Annotated in this window: 12 protein-coding genes and 1 pseudogene; all 13 read right to left on the reverse strand. The window is 36.3% G+C overall.

The genetic code is table 11. The features are described 5' to 3' along the window. Positions 1-59: 59 nt before the first annotated feature. Entirely contained in the window at positions 60-1,316 is a 1,257-nt protein-coding gene (rseP, locus tag CFK40_RS12105; protein WP_089532549.1) for an RIP metalloprotease RseP, read from the reverse strand. A 180-nt stretch (positions 1,317-1,496) separates the two neighbouring features. After that, on the reverse strand, positions 1,497-2,297 hold the full coding sequence (locus CFK40_RS12110; RefSeq protein ID WP_089532550.1) for a phosphatidate cytidylyltransferase: 801 nt from the start codon (positions 2,295-2,297) through the stop codon (positions 1,497-1,499). 15 nt (positions 2,298-2,312) lie between these two features. Further along, on the reverse strand, positions 2,313-3,080 hold the full coding sequence (locus CFK40_RS12115; protein ID WP_089534376.1) for an undecaprenyl pyrophosphate synthase: 768 nt from the start codon (positions 3,078-3,080) through the stop codon (positions 2,313-2,315). Between the two features lie 207 nt (positions 3,081-3,287). After that, the gene (gene frr / locus CFK40_RS12120; RefSeq protein ID WP_089532551.1) at positions 3,288-3,845 is read right to left on the reverse strand and encodes a ribosome recycling factor; all 558 of its coding nucleotides are present in this window, start codon (positions 3,843-3,845) and stop codon (positions 3,288-3,290) included. Positions 3,846-3,847: 2 nt separating this feature from the next. Continuing rightward, positions 3,848-4,570 carry a UMP kinase gene (gene pyrH / locus CFK40_RS12125; protein WP_089532552.1) on the reverse strand — a complete coding sequence of 241 codons (723 nt, stop codon included), beginning with the start codon at positions 4,568-4,570 and terminating at the stop codon, positions 3,848-3,850. 72 nt (positions 4,571-4,642) lie between these two features. Continuing rightward, positions 4,643-5,530, reverse strand: a complete 888-nt coding sequence (tsf, locus tag CFK40_RS12130; protein WP_089532553.1) for a translation elongation factor Ts — start codon at positions 5,528-5,530, stop codon at positions 4,643-4,645. 118 nt (positions 5,531-5,648) lie between these two features. Further along, positions 5,649-6,395, reverse strand: a complete 747-nt coding sequence (gene rpsB / locus CFK40_RS12135) for a 30S ribosomal protein S2 (protein WP_089532554.1) — start codon at positions 6,393-6,395, stop codon at positions 5,649-5,651. 182 nt (positions 6,396-6,577) lie between these two features. Continuing rightward, positions 6,578-7,018: a DUF6115 domain-containing protein gene (locus CFK40_RS12140; protein WP_089532555.1), complete on the reverse strand. Its 441-nt coding sequence runs from the start codon at positions 7,016-7,018 to the stop codon at positions 6,578-6,580. 10 nt (positions 7,019-7,028) lie between these two features. Further along, positions 7,029-7,802 (reverse strand): FliA/WhiG family RNA polymerase sigma factor, encoded by a 774-nt coding sequence (locus CFK40_RS12145; RefSeq protein ID WP_089532556.1) that lies wholly within the window; start codon positions 7,800-7,802, stop codon positions 7,029-7,031. A 258-nt stretch (positions 7,803-8,060) separates the two neighbouring features. After that, positions 8,061-9,272: pseudogene (locus CFK40_RS12155) on the reverse strand (chemotaxis protein CheA); the annotation flags it as partial. 30 nt (positions 9,273-9,302) lie between these two features. Continuing rightward, complete coding sequence (locus CFK40_RS12160) at positions 9,303-10,166, reverse strand: MinD/ParA family protein (protein WP_319418054.1); 864 nt, start codon at positions 10,164-10,166, stop codon at positions 9,303-9,305. Beyond that, positions 10,159-11,283 (reverse strand): flagellar biosynthesis GTPase FlhF, encoded by a 1,125-nt coding sequence (flhF, locus tag CFK40_RS12165; protein ID WP_089532559.1) that lies wholly within the window; start codon positions 11,281-11,283, stop codon positions 10,159-10,161. Before flhF ends, CFK40_RS12160 begins: the two co-directional genes overlap by 8 nt. After that, positions 11,280-13,313 carry a flagellar biosynthesis protein FlhA gene (gene flhA / locus CFK40_RS12170; protein WP_089532560.1) on the reverse strand — a complete coding sequence of 678 codons (2,034 nt, stop codon included), beginning with the start codon at positions 13,311-13,313 and terminating at the stop codon, positions 11,280-11,282. The genes flhF and flhA overlap by 4 nt, the downstream gene beginning before the upstream one ends. Between the last annotated feature and the right edge of the window lie 578 nt (positions 13,314-13,891).

The raw sequence follows: 13,891 nt of genomic DNA on the forward strand, positions 1-13,891 counted from the left end.
CCTTGTCTGATAGCCTTAGACAAGGGTTTTCAATAACTTTACTATAGGTTTGCTCGTTCTTATAAGAATAATCGTTGAATATCGTTCCAGGTAACAACAATCATTAGTAACATTAATAACGCAAAACCAATAAAGTGAACAATACCCTCTTTTTGTTGATCTATTGGTTTACCACGTACCGCTTCAATTCCAACAAAAAGTAAACGACCCCCATCAAGTGCAGGTAGTGGCACCAAATTCACGATTCCTAAGTTAATACTTAACATTGCAGTCCACATTAGGAAGTTCATGAATCCTGTTTGAACAACCGTATCCGTTGCATCATAAATACCAACTGGACCAGATAACATGTCAATCGAGAATTGTCCAGTAACCAACTTACCTAAACTAGTTAAAATAAGTTTCGTTATGTCATACGTTTGGGTGAAAGTATATTGAATTGTATTGGTAAACGATTTTTCAGTCGCTTGCACTACACCAATTTGTCCAATAGTCCCACCCTGGGTTTCTATTTCACGTGGTACAACGGTGACATCGACAATCTCCCCACCACGTTCTACCTGCATAGATAATGATTCCTCAGGGTTATCTCGAACTATTTTTGTAAACTCTTCCCAAGTACTAACTGAATTACCTTCAACTTCAACTACCTCGTCACCCGTTTGAAACCCAGCTTCAGCGGCCGGACTATCTGGTTGAATTTCAGCAAGTTGTGCTTGCTCAGTAGGAACACCCTGAATAAGACCCAGAATAAAGAATATAAACATAGCCAATATGAAGTTCATCATCGGTCCAGCAAATAATTGCATTGCTCGTTTACCAATACTTTTAGATGCGAACTGACGGTCATAAGGGGCTATTTGCGTTTCTTTTTCATCCATTATAAAAAACGCTTTTGGGTCAACATTAAATCTTAAACGTTCTTCCTCATCAATCTCATAACCTTCAATAACCAAATCATGGTCTAAATCTGCACGCTCTACTTCTATTACGCGCGCGTTCGGATGTTTCGATTTATTATTGACAATTATTTTGTTAACCTTATCTTCATTATTAAACTCAATGCCAATATGATGACCTGGTTTTAATTCTACAATTTCTGGATCTTCACCTGCCACACGCACATACCCACCTACAGGTAGTAATCGTATTGTGTATACAGTCTCGTTTTTGGTGAAAGAAAAAATTTTAGGTCCAAATCCGATTGCAAATTCACGGGCTAACATTCCAGCACGTTTTGCAAAAATTAAATGGCCTAACTCATGGATAAACACGAGTAATCCAAACATAAAAATAAACGCAATAACTGTGGTCAAATAAAGCACCTTCCTTTGATGAACGTAGGTTGAATAGATCTAATTAAAACTACGCCAATTAAGTTTAACCTTTACCTATTAACTCATTCAGGCATTTTGAACAAATATCCATAAAAGAGGATGTTCAAAAAGGCACCAAACGATAAATGGCGACTTTTTGAACATGCACTAAAAGTCAAATTAGTAAATGAAATGGATAAAATGAAGCACTGGTAAAACAAATAACAAACTATCTAATCGATCTAATATACCACCGTGACCTGGAAGGATGTCACCAGAATCCTTCACACCATAATAGCGTTTAAAAGCCGACTCTACTAAATCTCCAATTTGTCCAAAAATGGATACTAAAATGGTTACGCCAATAACGATTATCATGGAAAAATGGAAGGATGTAAATAACTGGAACAAAACTCCAACTATAACAGAAAGTAGAATACCACCTACTGCTCCTTCAATAGTCTTATTTGGACTAATCATAGGCCATAATTTTCTTTTACCAAACGCTCGTCCAAAAAAGTAAGCACCAGTGTCTGTAGCCCATATGACTAATAGTACGTAAAAAATATTCATTAGTCCTTTAAATGAGTTTTCATCTCTAGTTTCAATAAGATAAAAGAACCCCATACCTACATATACAGTTGCTAGAAGTATAAATCCAGCATCCTCAAACGTGAATTTATTTTTCACTAAAACTGTATAAGACAATAACAGCATAGCAAACATCATTATAATTTCTGATTTGGTAAACCCTATATATGGAATCCAATCAAATGGCTTATCAAGTAACAGTAGCCATAAAATAATAATGGCCAAAAAAGCTGGAATCGAATATTTACCTACCTTTCTCATCCGCAAAAGTTCAATCAAAGCAATAGTTGCCATAAGGTAAACAAAAATAGTAAACGGTAGTCCACCTATATAGACCAGAGGTACAAATACGATTAATGCCAAAATTGCTGTCTGAATTCGTTGCTTCATCTACTGTTCAACACCTTAAATACCTCCATAGCGTCTCTTTCGTTGTTGATAATCATGGAGGGCTCTTTTGAATACTTCTTCACTGAAATCTGGCCATAATACATCAGTGAACCAGAACTCTGCATAGGCCAACTGCCACAATAAAAAATTACTTAAACGTTGCTCACCACTTGTTCGTATTAATAAATCAGGATCTGATAATCCATTTGTATACAAATATTTTGAGAAAACTTCCTCATCAAATTGGTCGATGGACAAATCCTCTTTTTGCATATCTGTATACACTTGTTTAATTGCCCGCATTATCTCAAATCTACTACCATAGTTTAAAGCAAAGTTTAATAATAAGCCATCATTATCCTTTGTTTGTTCCTTCGCATATTGAATTGCCTCTTTTGTGTGTAATGGCAGCCCATCAAATTCACCAATCGTATCAATTCGAACATTTTCTTCTATTAATTCGGGTAAGTACGTATGTAAGAATTCTTTCGGCAGTTTCATTAGAAATTCAACTTCAGATTTAGGTCGTTTCCAATTTTCAGTTGAAAAGGCATATAACGTAAGGATTTCCACTTTGTAATGAGTAGCGGATCGAACAATTTCTTTAACAACATTCATACCTTCTTTATGCCCCGCAATTCTAGGAAGTCCACGTTTTTTTGCCCAACGTCCATTTCCATCCATAATTATCGCTACATGTTTTGGTATGTTTGTTGTTTCTACAGTACATGAATCATCTGTTTCTTCTTGTTTATTTTTAAAAAAAGGAAGTCTCATTGACATAATTTGTCCTCCGAATACGATTGATTGTGTATATACAATCCTTTCCATTTTCATCAATATGTCGGATAAAAGAATTATATGATTGGTATAGTTATTTATTTGATAAGTTTCCATTATATCATGATTACCCACTATTTATTATAACGATTTAGCAAAAAAACAAAAACCCCCTATATTAGGGGGAATATCATGTTGTTTTTGCTTATATTATACTTCCATAATTTCTTTTTCTTTATTTTTCGCTACCTGATCCACTTCATTTATGTTATTATTTGTTTCTTTTTGTACATTATCCTGTGCGTTTCTTAGTTCGTCTTCTGTAAGCTCACCATTTTTTTCAGCTTTTTTCAGCTGATCATTTGATTCGCGACGAATATTTCTTACTTGTACACGTGCTTCCTCCGCATACTTTCCTACCACCTTAACTAAATCTTTACGACGTTCCTCAGTTAACGCTGGAATAGCAATACGAATGATGTTTCCATCACTTGAAGGTGAAATGCCTAAATCAGCTTTTTGAATTGCCTTTTCTACATCGCCAATTGAGGACTTATCAAATGGTGTTATAATTAACATCCTAGCTTCTGGAGCAGATATGGTTGCTAATTGATTTAGTGGTGTTGAAGCACCATAATAATCCACATATACACTATCCAGTAAAGATGGATTAGCTCTACCCGCCCTAACAGTTGCCAAATTTTTTGAGAATGCTTGTACAGCATGGGTCATTTTCTCACGTGTTTGATTTATAATCGCATCAGACATTGTTATTTCCCCCTAATCGTAGTTCCAATTATTTCACCTTGAACCACTCGTTTTATATTGCCTTCATCTGTTATAGAAAATACCACAAGTGGTATGTCATTATCCATACAAAGCGATGATGCCGTGGAGTCCATTACACCTAAACCTTCATTTAACATATCTAAATAAGATAGGTTTTCATATTTTGTAGCATCTTTATTCAACTTAGGATCGTCTGTATAAACCCCGTCTACACTATTCTTCGCCATTAGTATTACCTCTGCTTCAATTTCTGCCGCTCTAAGTGCTGCAGTTGTATCGGTAGAGAAATAAGGATTTCCAGTACCAGCTGCAAATATGACAACACGTTTCTTCTCTAAATGTCGAATTGCTTTTCTACGAATATATGGTTCTGCAACCTGACGCATTTCTATTGAAGTTTGTACCCTAGTAGGTATTCCGATATTTTCTAGACTATCTTGAAGGGCAAGTGAATTCATGACCGTTGCTAACATTCCCATATAATCAGCATTAGCACGATCCATTCCCATTTCACTTCCAACCTTACCGCGCCAGATATTACCTCCACCTACAACTACTGCAATTTCAACGCCTAATTCGGATACACTTTTTATCTGTTCTGCTACAGACTGAACGACCTTAGGATCTAGTCCAAATCCCTGGTCACCACTCAATGCCTCACCACTTAACTTCAACACAATTCTACGGTAACGAGCTGCTGTCATAATAACCTCCATAGAAACTATAATTTTTTACAACTATTTTTAGAAAAAGGGAACAGCCTGTGTCCCCCCACATTATTGATTATTTATTTGGTTTCTAACTTCTTCTGCAAAGTTATCTTCACGTTTTTCCATTCCTTCGCCAACTTCATAACGAACAAATGATTTAACTGTTGCACCCTTATCAGAAACGTACTTTTTAACTTTTTGATCTGGATCTTTAACAAAGTTTTGTTCTAATAAGCAAATGTCTTCGAAGAACTTACCCAAACGACCTTCAACCATTTTTTCTACAATTTTTTCTGGTTTTCCTTCGTTTAATGCTTGTGTTTTTAATACTTCACGTTCGCGGCTAACTTCATCTTCTGAAACAGCGTCACGAGATATATGAAGCGGATTTGCTGCAGCAACGTGCATTGCAACATCCTTTGCCACTTGCTCGTCAGTTGTACCTTCAAGAAGTGTTAAGACACCAATACGCCCACCCATATGGAGATATGAACCGAATGAATCGTTATCTGTTTTTGTTAAAATCACAAAACGACGTAAGGAAATCTTCTCACCAATTTTCGCGACAACGGAATTGATGTACGTTTCTACACTGTTACCTTCACCATCCATATCCTGTTGTAATGCTTCTTCAACTGATGAAGGCTTATTTGTAATAATGTGATTTCCTAATTTAGTTAAAAGTGTTTTAAACTGATCATTTTTTGTAACAAAGTCTGTTTCACAGTTAACTTCTAATAATGCAGCAACGTTGTTATCAACTTCTACATGTGTCAACCCTTCAGCAGCAATACGATCTGATTTTTTTGCAGCTTTTGCTACACCTTTTTCTCGTAAATAATCAATTGCTTGTTCAATATTACCGTCAGTTTCAGTAAGTGCCTTTTTACAGTCCATCATCCCAGCACCAGTTTTTTCGCGTAATTCTTTTACCATTTGTGCAGTAATTGCCATCATTAATCCTCCTCAGGAAATAGTTAAATATACTGGTTTTCCATAAAACGTATATACTTTCTTCGTGTAAAAAAGGTGATAAAAGGCTTATCCCCTTATCACCTAGTCTTTTACATTACTATTCTTTATCTGCTTCTACTGGCTCTGCAGATTCTTCTTCATTTGCAACTCTTTCAGCTTCTTCACTTTGTTTAACCTCAATAATAGCATCAGCCATTTTAGAAGTAAGAAGTTTTACCGCGCGAATTGCATCATCATTTGCAGGGATAATATAATCAATTTCATCAGGGTCACAGTTCGTATCAACAATTCCGATAATTGGAATGTTTAATTTATGTGCTTCAGCGATCGCAATACGTTCTTTACGTGGATCAATTACAAACATTGCATCAGGAAGCTTTTTCATTTCCTTGATTCCACCTAGGAACTTCATTAAACGGTCTTTTTCTTTTAATAAGTTTACAACTTCTTTTTTTGGAAGTACTTCAAACGTTCCATCTTCCTCCATACGCTCGATATTCTTAAGACGCGTAATACGTTTACGGATTGTTTGGAAGTTTGTTAGTGTACCACCTAACCAGCGTTGGTTTACAAAGTACATGCCAGAACGAGTCGCTTCATCACGAACAGAGTCCTGTGCTTGCTTTTTAGTTCCTACAAAAAGAACTGTACCACCATCAGCTGCGATTTCCTTTACATATTTGTATGCTTCATCAACCTTTTTAACTGTTTTTTGTAGGTCAATGATATAGATGCCGTTACGCTCAGTAAAGATGTATTTTTTCATCTTTGGGTTCCAACGGCGAGTCTGATGTCCGAAATGTACACCAGCTTCAAGTAATTGCTTCATAGAAATTACTGACATAATAAATTCCTCCTATTGGTTTTTTCCTCCGTTTGTGTCATTTTTATATAAGGACCACGTTAAGTAGGCACCTCTTACACAAATCGACAAACGTGTGTGGTTAGACATGTTTACAAGATTAACGTAAACATAGTATTTGCACCATGAATTAATATATCACAAGGATGTTAAGCTAGCAAGTACTAATTCGACTTTTTTGCATGTATTTTTATAATTAAATCCACTTCTGTTTTACCACTATTCAACTTTCGAGCAATTTCTTCATTTGGCATCCCTTGATCATGCATCTGAAGAATTTTGGCATGTAACGACGTTTTATAGTGTACATCATCATCTACCTTAGGGGTTGTATATGTATCATCTACACCTTCAGGATTCACTTCTTCCTTCATGTGCGGCACTGGGCAAACTTCATCATCTGGTTTGTGTTCCTTGTCCAATAACGTTTGTTCCAGTCGATTATTTTCTTCTTTAATTTCTGCCAAGTACACTTCAAAAAGTTCCATTATTTCTTGAGAAGAACTATTCTGATTGGGAAGCTTGGTTTGTTTATATAATTGATAAATCGCAGTAAATGTAACCATGTGCAATAAAAAACTTATTATTAACAAAAATGATGTCATGTAATCCCTTCTATCTGTGTACTTTAGCCAATGTTTTTTTAAGTTTGAAGATAGCTTTTTTATGTATTTGTGAAATTCTAGATGTCGTTAAGTCCAGTACTTGTCCAATTTCAGTTAATGTTAGTTCTTCATTATAAAACAAACTAATAACTAGTTGTTCATTAACATTTAATAATTTTATACTTTTCGCTAATTCTTTATTGGTCTCACTTGTTGTTAAATGATTATCTGGGGACGCGGAAATATGATCAGCGATTGCATAGCCAATCCCCTCTTTGTGATCACTATGACCATCTTTAGACTTTTCTTCAATTGATAATACATTTGCAAACAGAGAATCCTTCGTATATGTTTCAACTTCTTGAGCGGTCATATTTAATTCTTTTGCAATCTCATTGGAAGAAGGTGTACGTTGATGAACTTGCTCAAGGTGCCCAGAAACCTGTTCAATCTTTTTTGTTTTTTCACGAATTGATCTAGGCAACCAATCTTCCTTTCTGAGCCCATCAATAATGGCACCTCTAACTCGAAATGAAGCATACGTGTCGAACTTTAAGTCCCTACTTGATTCAAATTTCTTAACTGCATCATACAACCCCATTAATCCAAAACTTTTCAAGTCATCTTTGTTTACATTTTTGGGTAAATGAGTCGCAATCCGCTCAACGTGAAAATTTACTAGATACATATAATTTTTGATAAGCTCATTAGCAGCATTCGAGTCGTGCGTAGAAAACCAATTTTCCCATAACTGTTTCTCTATAGGAGTTTTATCCGTATTCATAGTAAGTGTTCCTCCCTTTTATTCCACTGAAGGAAAGTATAAAAGATTCTAAGGAAATCAGTATACGAAATACTTCGCCATTCGCTAGATAATCCATTATTAAAATCCATGTTTGATTAACCTTTCGCGTCTTGTAGTGTATCAACTTCATCTTTGGAAAGCACTTTTTGTAAGTCTAATAAAATCAATAAACGATCCTCTAATTTAGCTACACCCTCGATATAGTCCACGTCAACAGTTCCAACTACTTCTGGTGCTGGCTAGTGTTAATGGTAGTTGAATAGAGAAAGTAGACCCTTTGCCTAGTTTTGTATCTATTGTAATAGTACCTCCAAGTGATTCAATTGTACTTTTTACCACATCTAAACCAACTCCACGGCCAGATATGTCAGTAATCGTTTCCGCTGTTGAAAAACCACTCGCCATGATAAGTTCATAAACTTGTTGATCAGCCAAAGTTCCCGCTTGGTTTTCTGTAATTACACCGTCTGACAGTGCCTTATTTAAAACTTTATCTTTATTAATACCAGCGCCATCATCAGAGATTTCAATAAATACATGATTTCCACTATAGTAAGCATGTAATTTGATTGTTCCATGTTTAGGTTTCCCATTGACCTTCCTAACATTTGGGGCTTCAATTCCGTGATCCATTGCATTTCGTATTAAATGAACAAATGGATCTCCAATCTTATCGATAACAGTCCGATCCAATTCAGTTTCAGCGCCAACAATTTCAATTTCAACGTTTTTACCAAGATCGCGTGCTAACCGTCTAATCATTTGCGGGAAACGACTGAAGACTTGTTCAACAGGTACCATGCGCATTGTTAAAATCATACGCTGTAAGTCACTTGATACTCTTGACATTCTTTCTACCGTAGCTTGTAAATCATTGTGATTTAATTCAGAGGAAATTTGTTCTAATCTTCCTCGGTCAATAACTAATTCATCAAACAAATTTATCAAACTATCTAATCGCTCAATATTGACTCTTATTGTTTTGCTCGAAGAACTTTTCTTTTTAACCCCGAGTACATCTGTCATTTTTTCACCTGAAGCAATTGTTTTTGGTGTAGAAACAACACAATCACCATTTTCTATTTTCTTCAGGCTATCAATAATTTGTTCCATATCCCGCTTACCGTTGCCGCCACCCGTAATACTTTCAACCATTGCATTTAAATGATCTACCGATTCAAATAAAACATCCATGGTTTCCGTTGTAATTATGATTTTGTCATACCGTATTCCGTCAAATATATTCTCAAGTTGATGTGTTAAATTAGCTAGATCATCAAATCCCATTGCTGCAGACATACCTTTTAGTGTGTGAGCAGACCTAAATATGTCATCAATAGTTGATTTCTCAGTTGGATTCTTTTCGAGTGCTATTAATTGTTTATAGAGTGATTCGAGATGTTCATTACTTTCATCTAGAAAAACATCCAAATAGTGTGCTGTATCCATTTTACATCCCCCCTAACTTCTAATTGCCATTCACCTCTCAACCAGTAATCGTTTCAACCTTTGCACGAATGAAGTGGCCACTTTTTTGTCTGTTGTATATGAGTTTTGTAAATAATTTCCTACAATTTGTTTGATTGCTTTTGAAATAGCCGCATTTTCATTAAGAATACTGTATGGTATTTGCCTAATTACTGAAGCTGAAACGGTACGGTCATCGGGTAGGATCCCCATTTGTTGCGTTTCAATAGTTAGAAATTGGGAAATAACACGTTGAAATCGATCAAGTGCTTTTTTACCAGTTTTATAGGTTAACGAACGATTCATCACCAGATATATCGGCATTTGGCCTTGATTGCTTACGATGTGTTTGATCATGCCATATGCATCTGTTATCGATGTTGGCTCAGGCGTAGTAATCGTGATGCATTCGTCTGATGCCACGATGAAAAATAAACTTTCCTTTGAGGCACCTGCCCCCATGTCAAAAATAATGTAATCGTATAGCTTAACTAATTCATTGTATTGATTCAGGAAATAATCTTTTTTATCATCACTCAATGTAAAAAAGTTTGATAGACCATTTCCAGCCGCGATAAAGGCAAGATTATTGGGTCCATTCTCAATAATGTCGTGAATCTTTAACTGTTGATCAAACATATCTACAATCGTTTTTGTTGCATGTAACCCTAGCAAAATATCGATATTACCCATTCCGATATCTAAATCCACTAACAGAACTTTTTTTCCGGTTTTTATAAGTTCTAGTGAAAAATTAATTGCGAAATTAGACTTCCCCACTCCGCCTTTTCCACTGACAATAGAAATGGTTTTGGCTTGCCTTGAGTCCTTCGACTGCTGTAATTTACGTCGCAAATTCATGGCTTGATCATTCATCACGATACTCACCCACTATATATTCACTAATTTTCACAGGTGAAGGCTTAACTATATCATCAGGCACATCTTGACCATTTGTCATGTAAGCAATTCCTACCTGGTTTTGAAGTGCTAGGTTAATCATGCTTCCATATTGTCTTGTTTCATCAATTTTAGTAAAAATAAATTCTTTTATTGCAATATGTTGAAATTGTTCACTGATTTTCTGTAAATCGTTCGGTTTTGCTGTTAAAGATAACACCAGATATGTTTCTATCTCGTCATTAAAATCAATGCTTTGTTCCAATTCATGTACGTATTTCGGATCTCGAAAATTACGACCCGCAGTATCAACAAGAATCAAATCATAATCCGCGAACTTCTCGACAGCTTCTTTATAGTCTTTATTATCATAAGCAACCGCTAAAGGTACATCCAATATTTTCGCATATGTTTTTAATTGCTCAATAGCAGCAATTCGATAGGTGTCAGCAGTGATAAAGGCCACTTTTTTATGATTGTTCAACACACTGTCAGCAGCAACTTTGGCAATTGTTGTTGTTTTTCCAACCCCTGTTGGTCCGACGAAATGAATAATCCTCTTGTTGTATGTTATCCCTTCAAATGAAAGTGTTAAAAGTTGAGAAGTGATTTCTTTCATTGTATCCTGAAAAATAACATGCTGTTCTGGTTCACTATCACTATCATTTTTATGTTGATCGATAACTGTACGGACTATCTTGGATGCTAATGATTGGGAAACTTCCTGGTCAATTAAGTGTTGATAAACCATATTGTACTGCGAGGTAAAATTTGTTTTAACTTGTTGATTTTGTACCTCAAGTAATTTCTTTAGATGCTTAATTTCACTAAGGACATTTTTATTTATTGACTGATCGGATTGAACTTTTTTATGTGGAGCTTTGTCAAGTGATTGATAGACTTCCGGCTTAGGCTTTGTCGGTTGTGGGTCAAGTGCAGCGATAACTTCAATGCTTCTTTTTTTAAATAACCCAAAAAGGCTACCATTTCTTACTTCTTTTGAATTTAATATGACCGCATCAGCACCAAGTTCCTTGCGAATTTGATGCATTGCTTCAGGCATTGTTGCCGCTACATACTTCTTTACCTTCATGCTACGTTCACCACCCCTACACTTTGTACTTGAACGGTTGGTTCTAGCTCGTTATAGGATAATACAACTACTTGCGGTAAGAATCGTTCAACTAATTGTTTCATATACATTCGGATAGCAGGCGAGCATAACAATATAGCTGTATCCTCCTGTAATGCTATTCGTTCTACCTCTTCACTAACTGTTTTAATGATTAATTGCTGCGATTCTGGATCTAAGGATAAATAGTTCCCGTGTTCTGTTTGTTGTATATTCTCTGCTATCATTTTTTCAACTGCCCCTGAAACGGTAATAACTTTTAATGACCTGTCATCCTTTGCATATTGCTTGGTAATTTGCGGTGATAATGATTGTCTCGCATATTCTGCTAACAGTTCCGTATCGTTTGTCATTTTCGCAAAGTCAGCTAATGTTTCAAAAATTATTGGTAGATTACGGATAGAAACATTTTCTTTTAATAGTTTTGCTAATACTTTTTGTATGTCTCCAAACGAGAGTGGCTCTGGAGTTACTTCATCTGCTAGTATTGGATAGTTTTCTTTTAAATGATCAATTAATTGCTTTGTTTCCTGACGACCAAGTAAAATATGTGCATGCTTTTTAATAACCTCAGTGATATGGGTGGAGACGACAGAAGGTGGATCAACTACAGTAAATCCAGACAATTCAGCTTCATCTTTTACTTCCTCACTAATCCATTTAGCGGGTAGACCAAATGCGGGCTCATTTGTATCAATCCCCTCGAGGCTATCGTCATCTATTCCTGGTGTCATTGCCAAATAGTGATCAAGTAAAAGCTCACCAAAAGCAACCTCATTCCCTTTAATTTTTAATCGATATTCATTTGGATTTAGTTGAATATTATCACGAATACGTACGACTGGTATGACAATACCTAGCTCGATAGCTAACTGACGGCGAATCATGATAACTCTATCAAGCAGGTCACCACCCTGACTCGCATCTACTAGTGGTATAAGTGCGTACCCAAATTCAAATTCTATTGGGTCCATATTCAATAGACTTACTACATTCTCAGGTGACTTCATTGCAGAGCTTTCTGATTGTTCCTCTTCTTCTACATCAGGTACTTCCATTTTTTCTTCTTGTTTTAGAAGCATATACCCACTAAGTACTAATAATCCTGCTAATGTAGTTGTTAATAAAAAGTTAATCGGTGTTAAACCAAGCAAGAAAATTGCTCCAGCTGCAATAAAAAGTAGTTTAGGATATTGCAATAGTTGTCCTGATACATCACTGCCTAAATTACCTTTTGAGGAGGCACGCGTCACGATAATACCAGTTGCCGTTGCTATTAATAATGCTGGAATTTGACTTACTAAGCCGTCACCAACTGTCAAACGCATAAATGTATTTAGTGCTTCTGGAAAAGACATTCCCATTTGAACCATTCCGATAATTAGTCCAAATACAATATTAATAAGTACAATTATAATTCCTGCAATTGCGTCTCCCTTAACGAATTTACTTGCCCCGTCCATTGCCCCGTGGAAGTCTGCTTCATTTTCTACCTTCGCGCGTCGTTCTTTTGCTTGTTGCTCTGAAATTAAACCAGCGTTTAAGTCAGCGTCAATGCTCATTTGTTTTCCAGGCATTGCGTCCAGGGAAAATCTAGCCCCAACTTCAGACACGCGTTCAGCGCCTTTTGTTATAACTAAAAATTGAATAATAACTAGGATGATAAACACAACAAAACCAACCAATGGGTTATCTCCAATTACAAATGAACCAAATGTTTCTACCACTCCTCCTGCCTCACCCTCGGAAAGAATAGATCTTGTTGTCGATACATTTAACGCTAAACGAAATAAGGTTAATAGCAATAATAGGGATGGGAAAATAGAAAATTGTAATGCATCTTGTGTATTCATCGATACTAAGATAACGATGAGCGCCAAAATAATATTGATTAAAATTAGAATACTTAGTAACCATCCTGGTAATGGAACGACTAACATTGCAATGATTAATATAACGCCTAATAATACCGACAGATCTTTTGCTTTCATATATGTAACCCCTTTTTGCTAGGCTGTTTTCTAAAAGATTGTTGTTTTTGACACAAAGACTGCGACGTAACTTACCGCCACAAAAATACATTATGACAAAACTGCTGGTTGTTTTCCGTTGCGCCTCCTTGTGCTTTCGCACGAGGCCACTGAAAAAGTTAAGTGTAGTACAAAATAGTGAATCGACGGCCGCATCCTCGAATATACTCCGCTTTCCACGGGCGAGTGGCGAGCCTATTCGGACTGCCGTCCTCCGGGGTCTCGCCGATCTCTTACTTCCCGTAGGAGTCTCCGTATATTCGAGGATGCTAGGTTAAAGTGAGAAATTTAATTTCTCAAATCCATCCTTTTTCAGTGGACTCAAAATCGCTTTGCGTGGTCTTCAAACTCGTGCTATTCCCGCAGGAGTCAACGGTCCTCCGCTCCAATCAACTGCCTTAATTGCAGGATGTCTTTATATAAGCAAACAGTAACCCAGGAAATTGTTAAACTGAACACTAGTGAAGGAAATCCACGTAGACTCCTGCTTAGAAAGCGAAGACGATGAGACCCCGCAGAGAGCGATCTTTGCAATCGAG

The organism is Virgibacillus necropolis (assembly GCF_002224365.1).
Lineage (GTDB): Bacteria > Bacillota > Bacilli > Bacillales > Amphibacillaceae > Virgibacillus_F > Virgibacillus_F necropolis.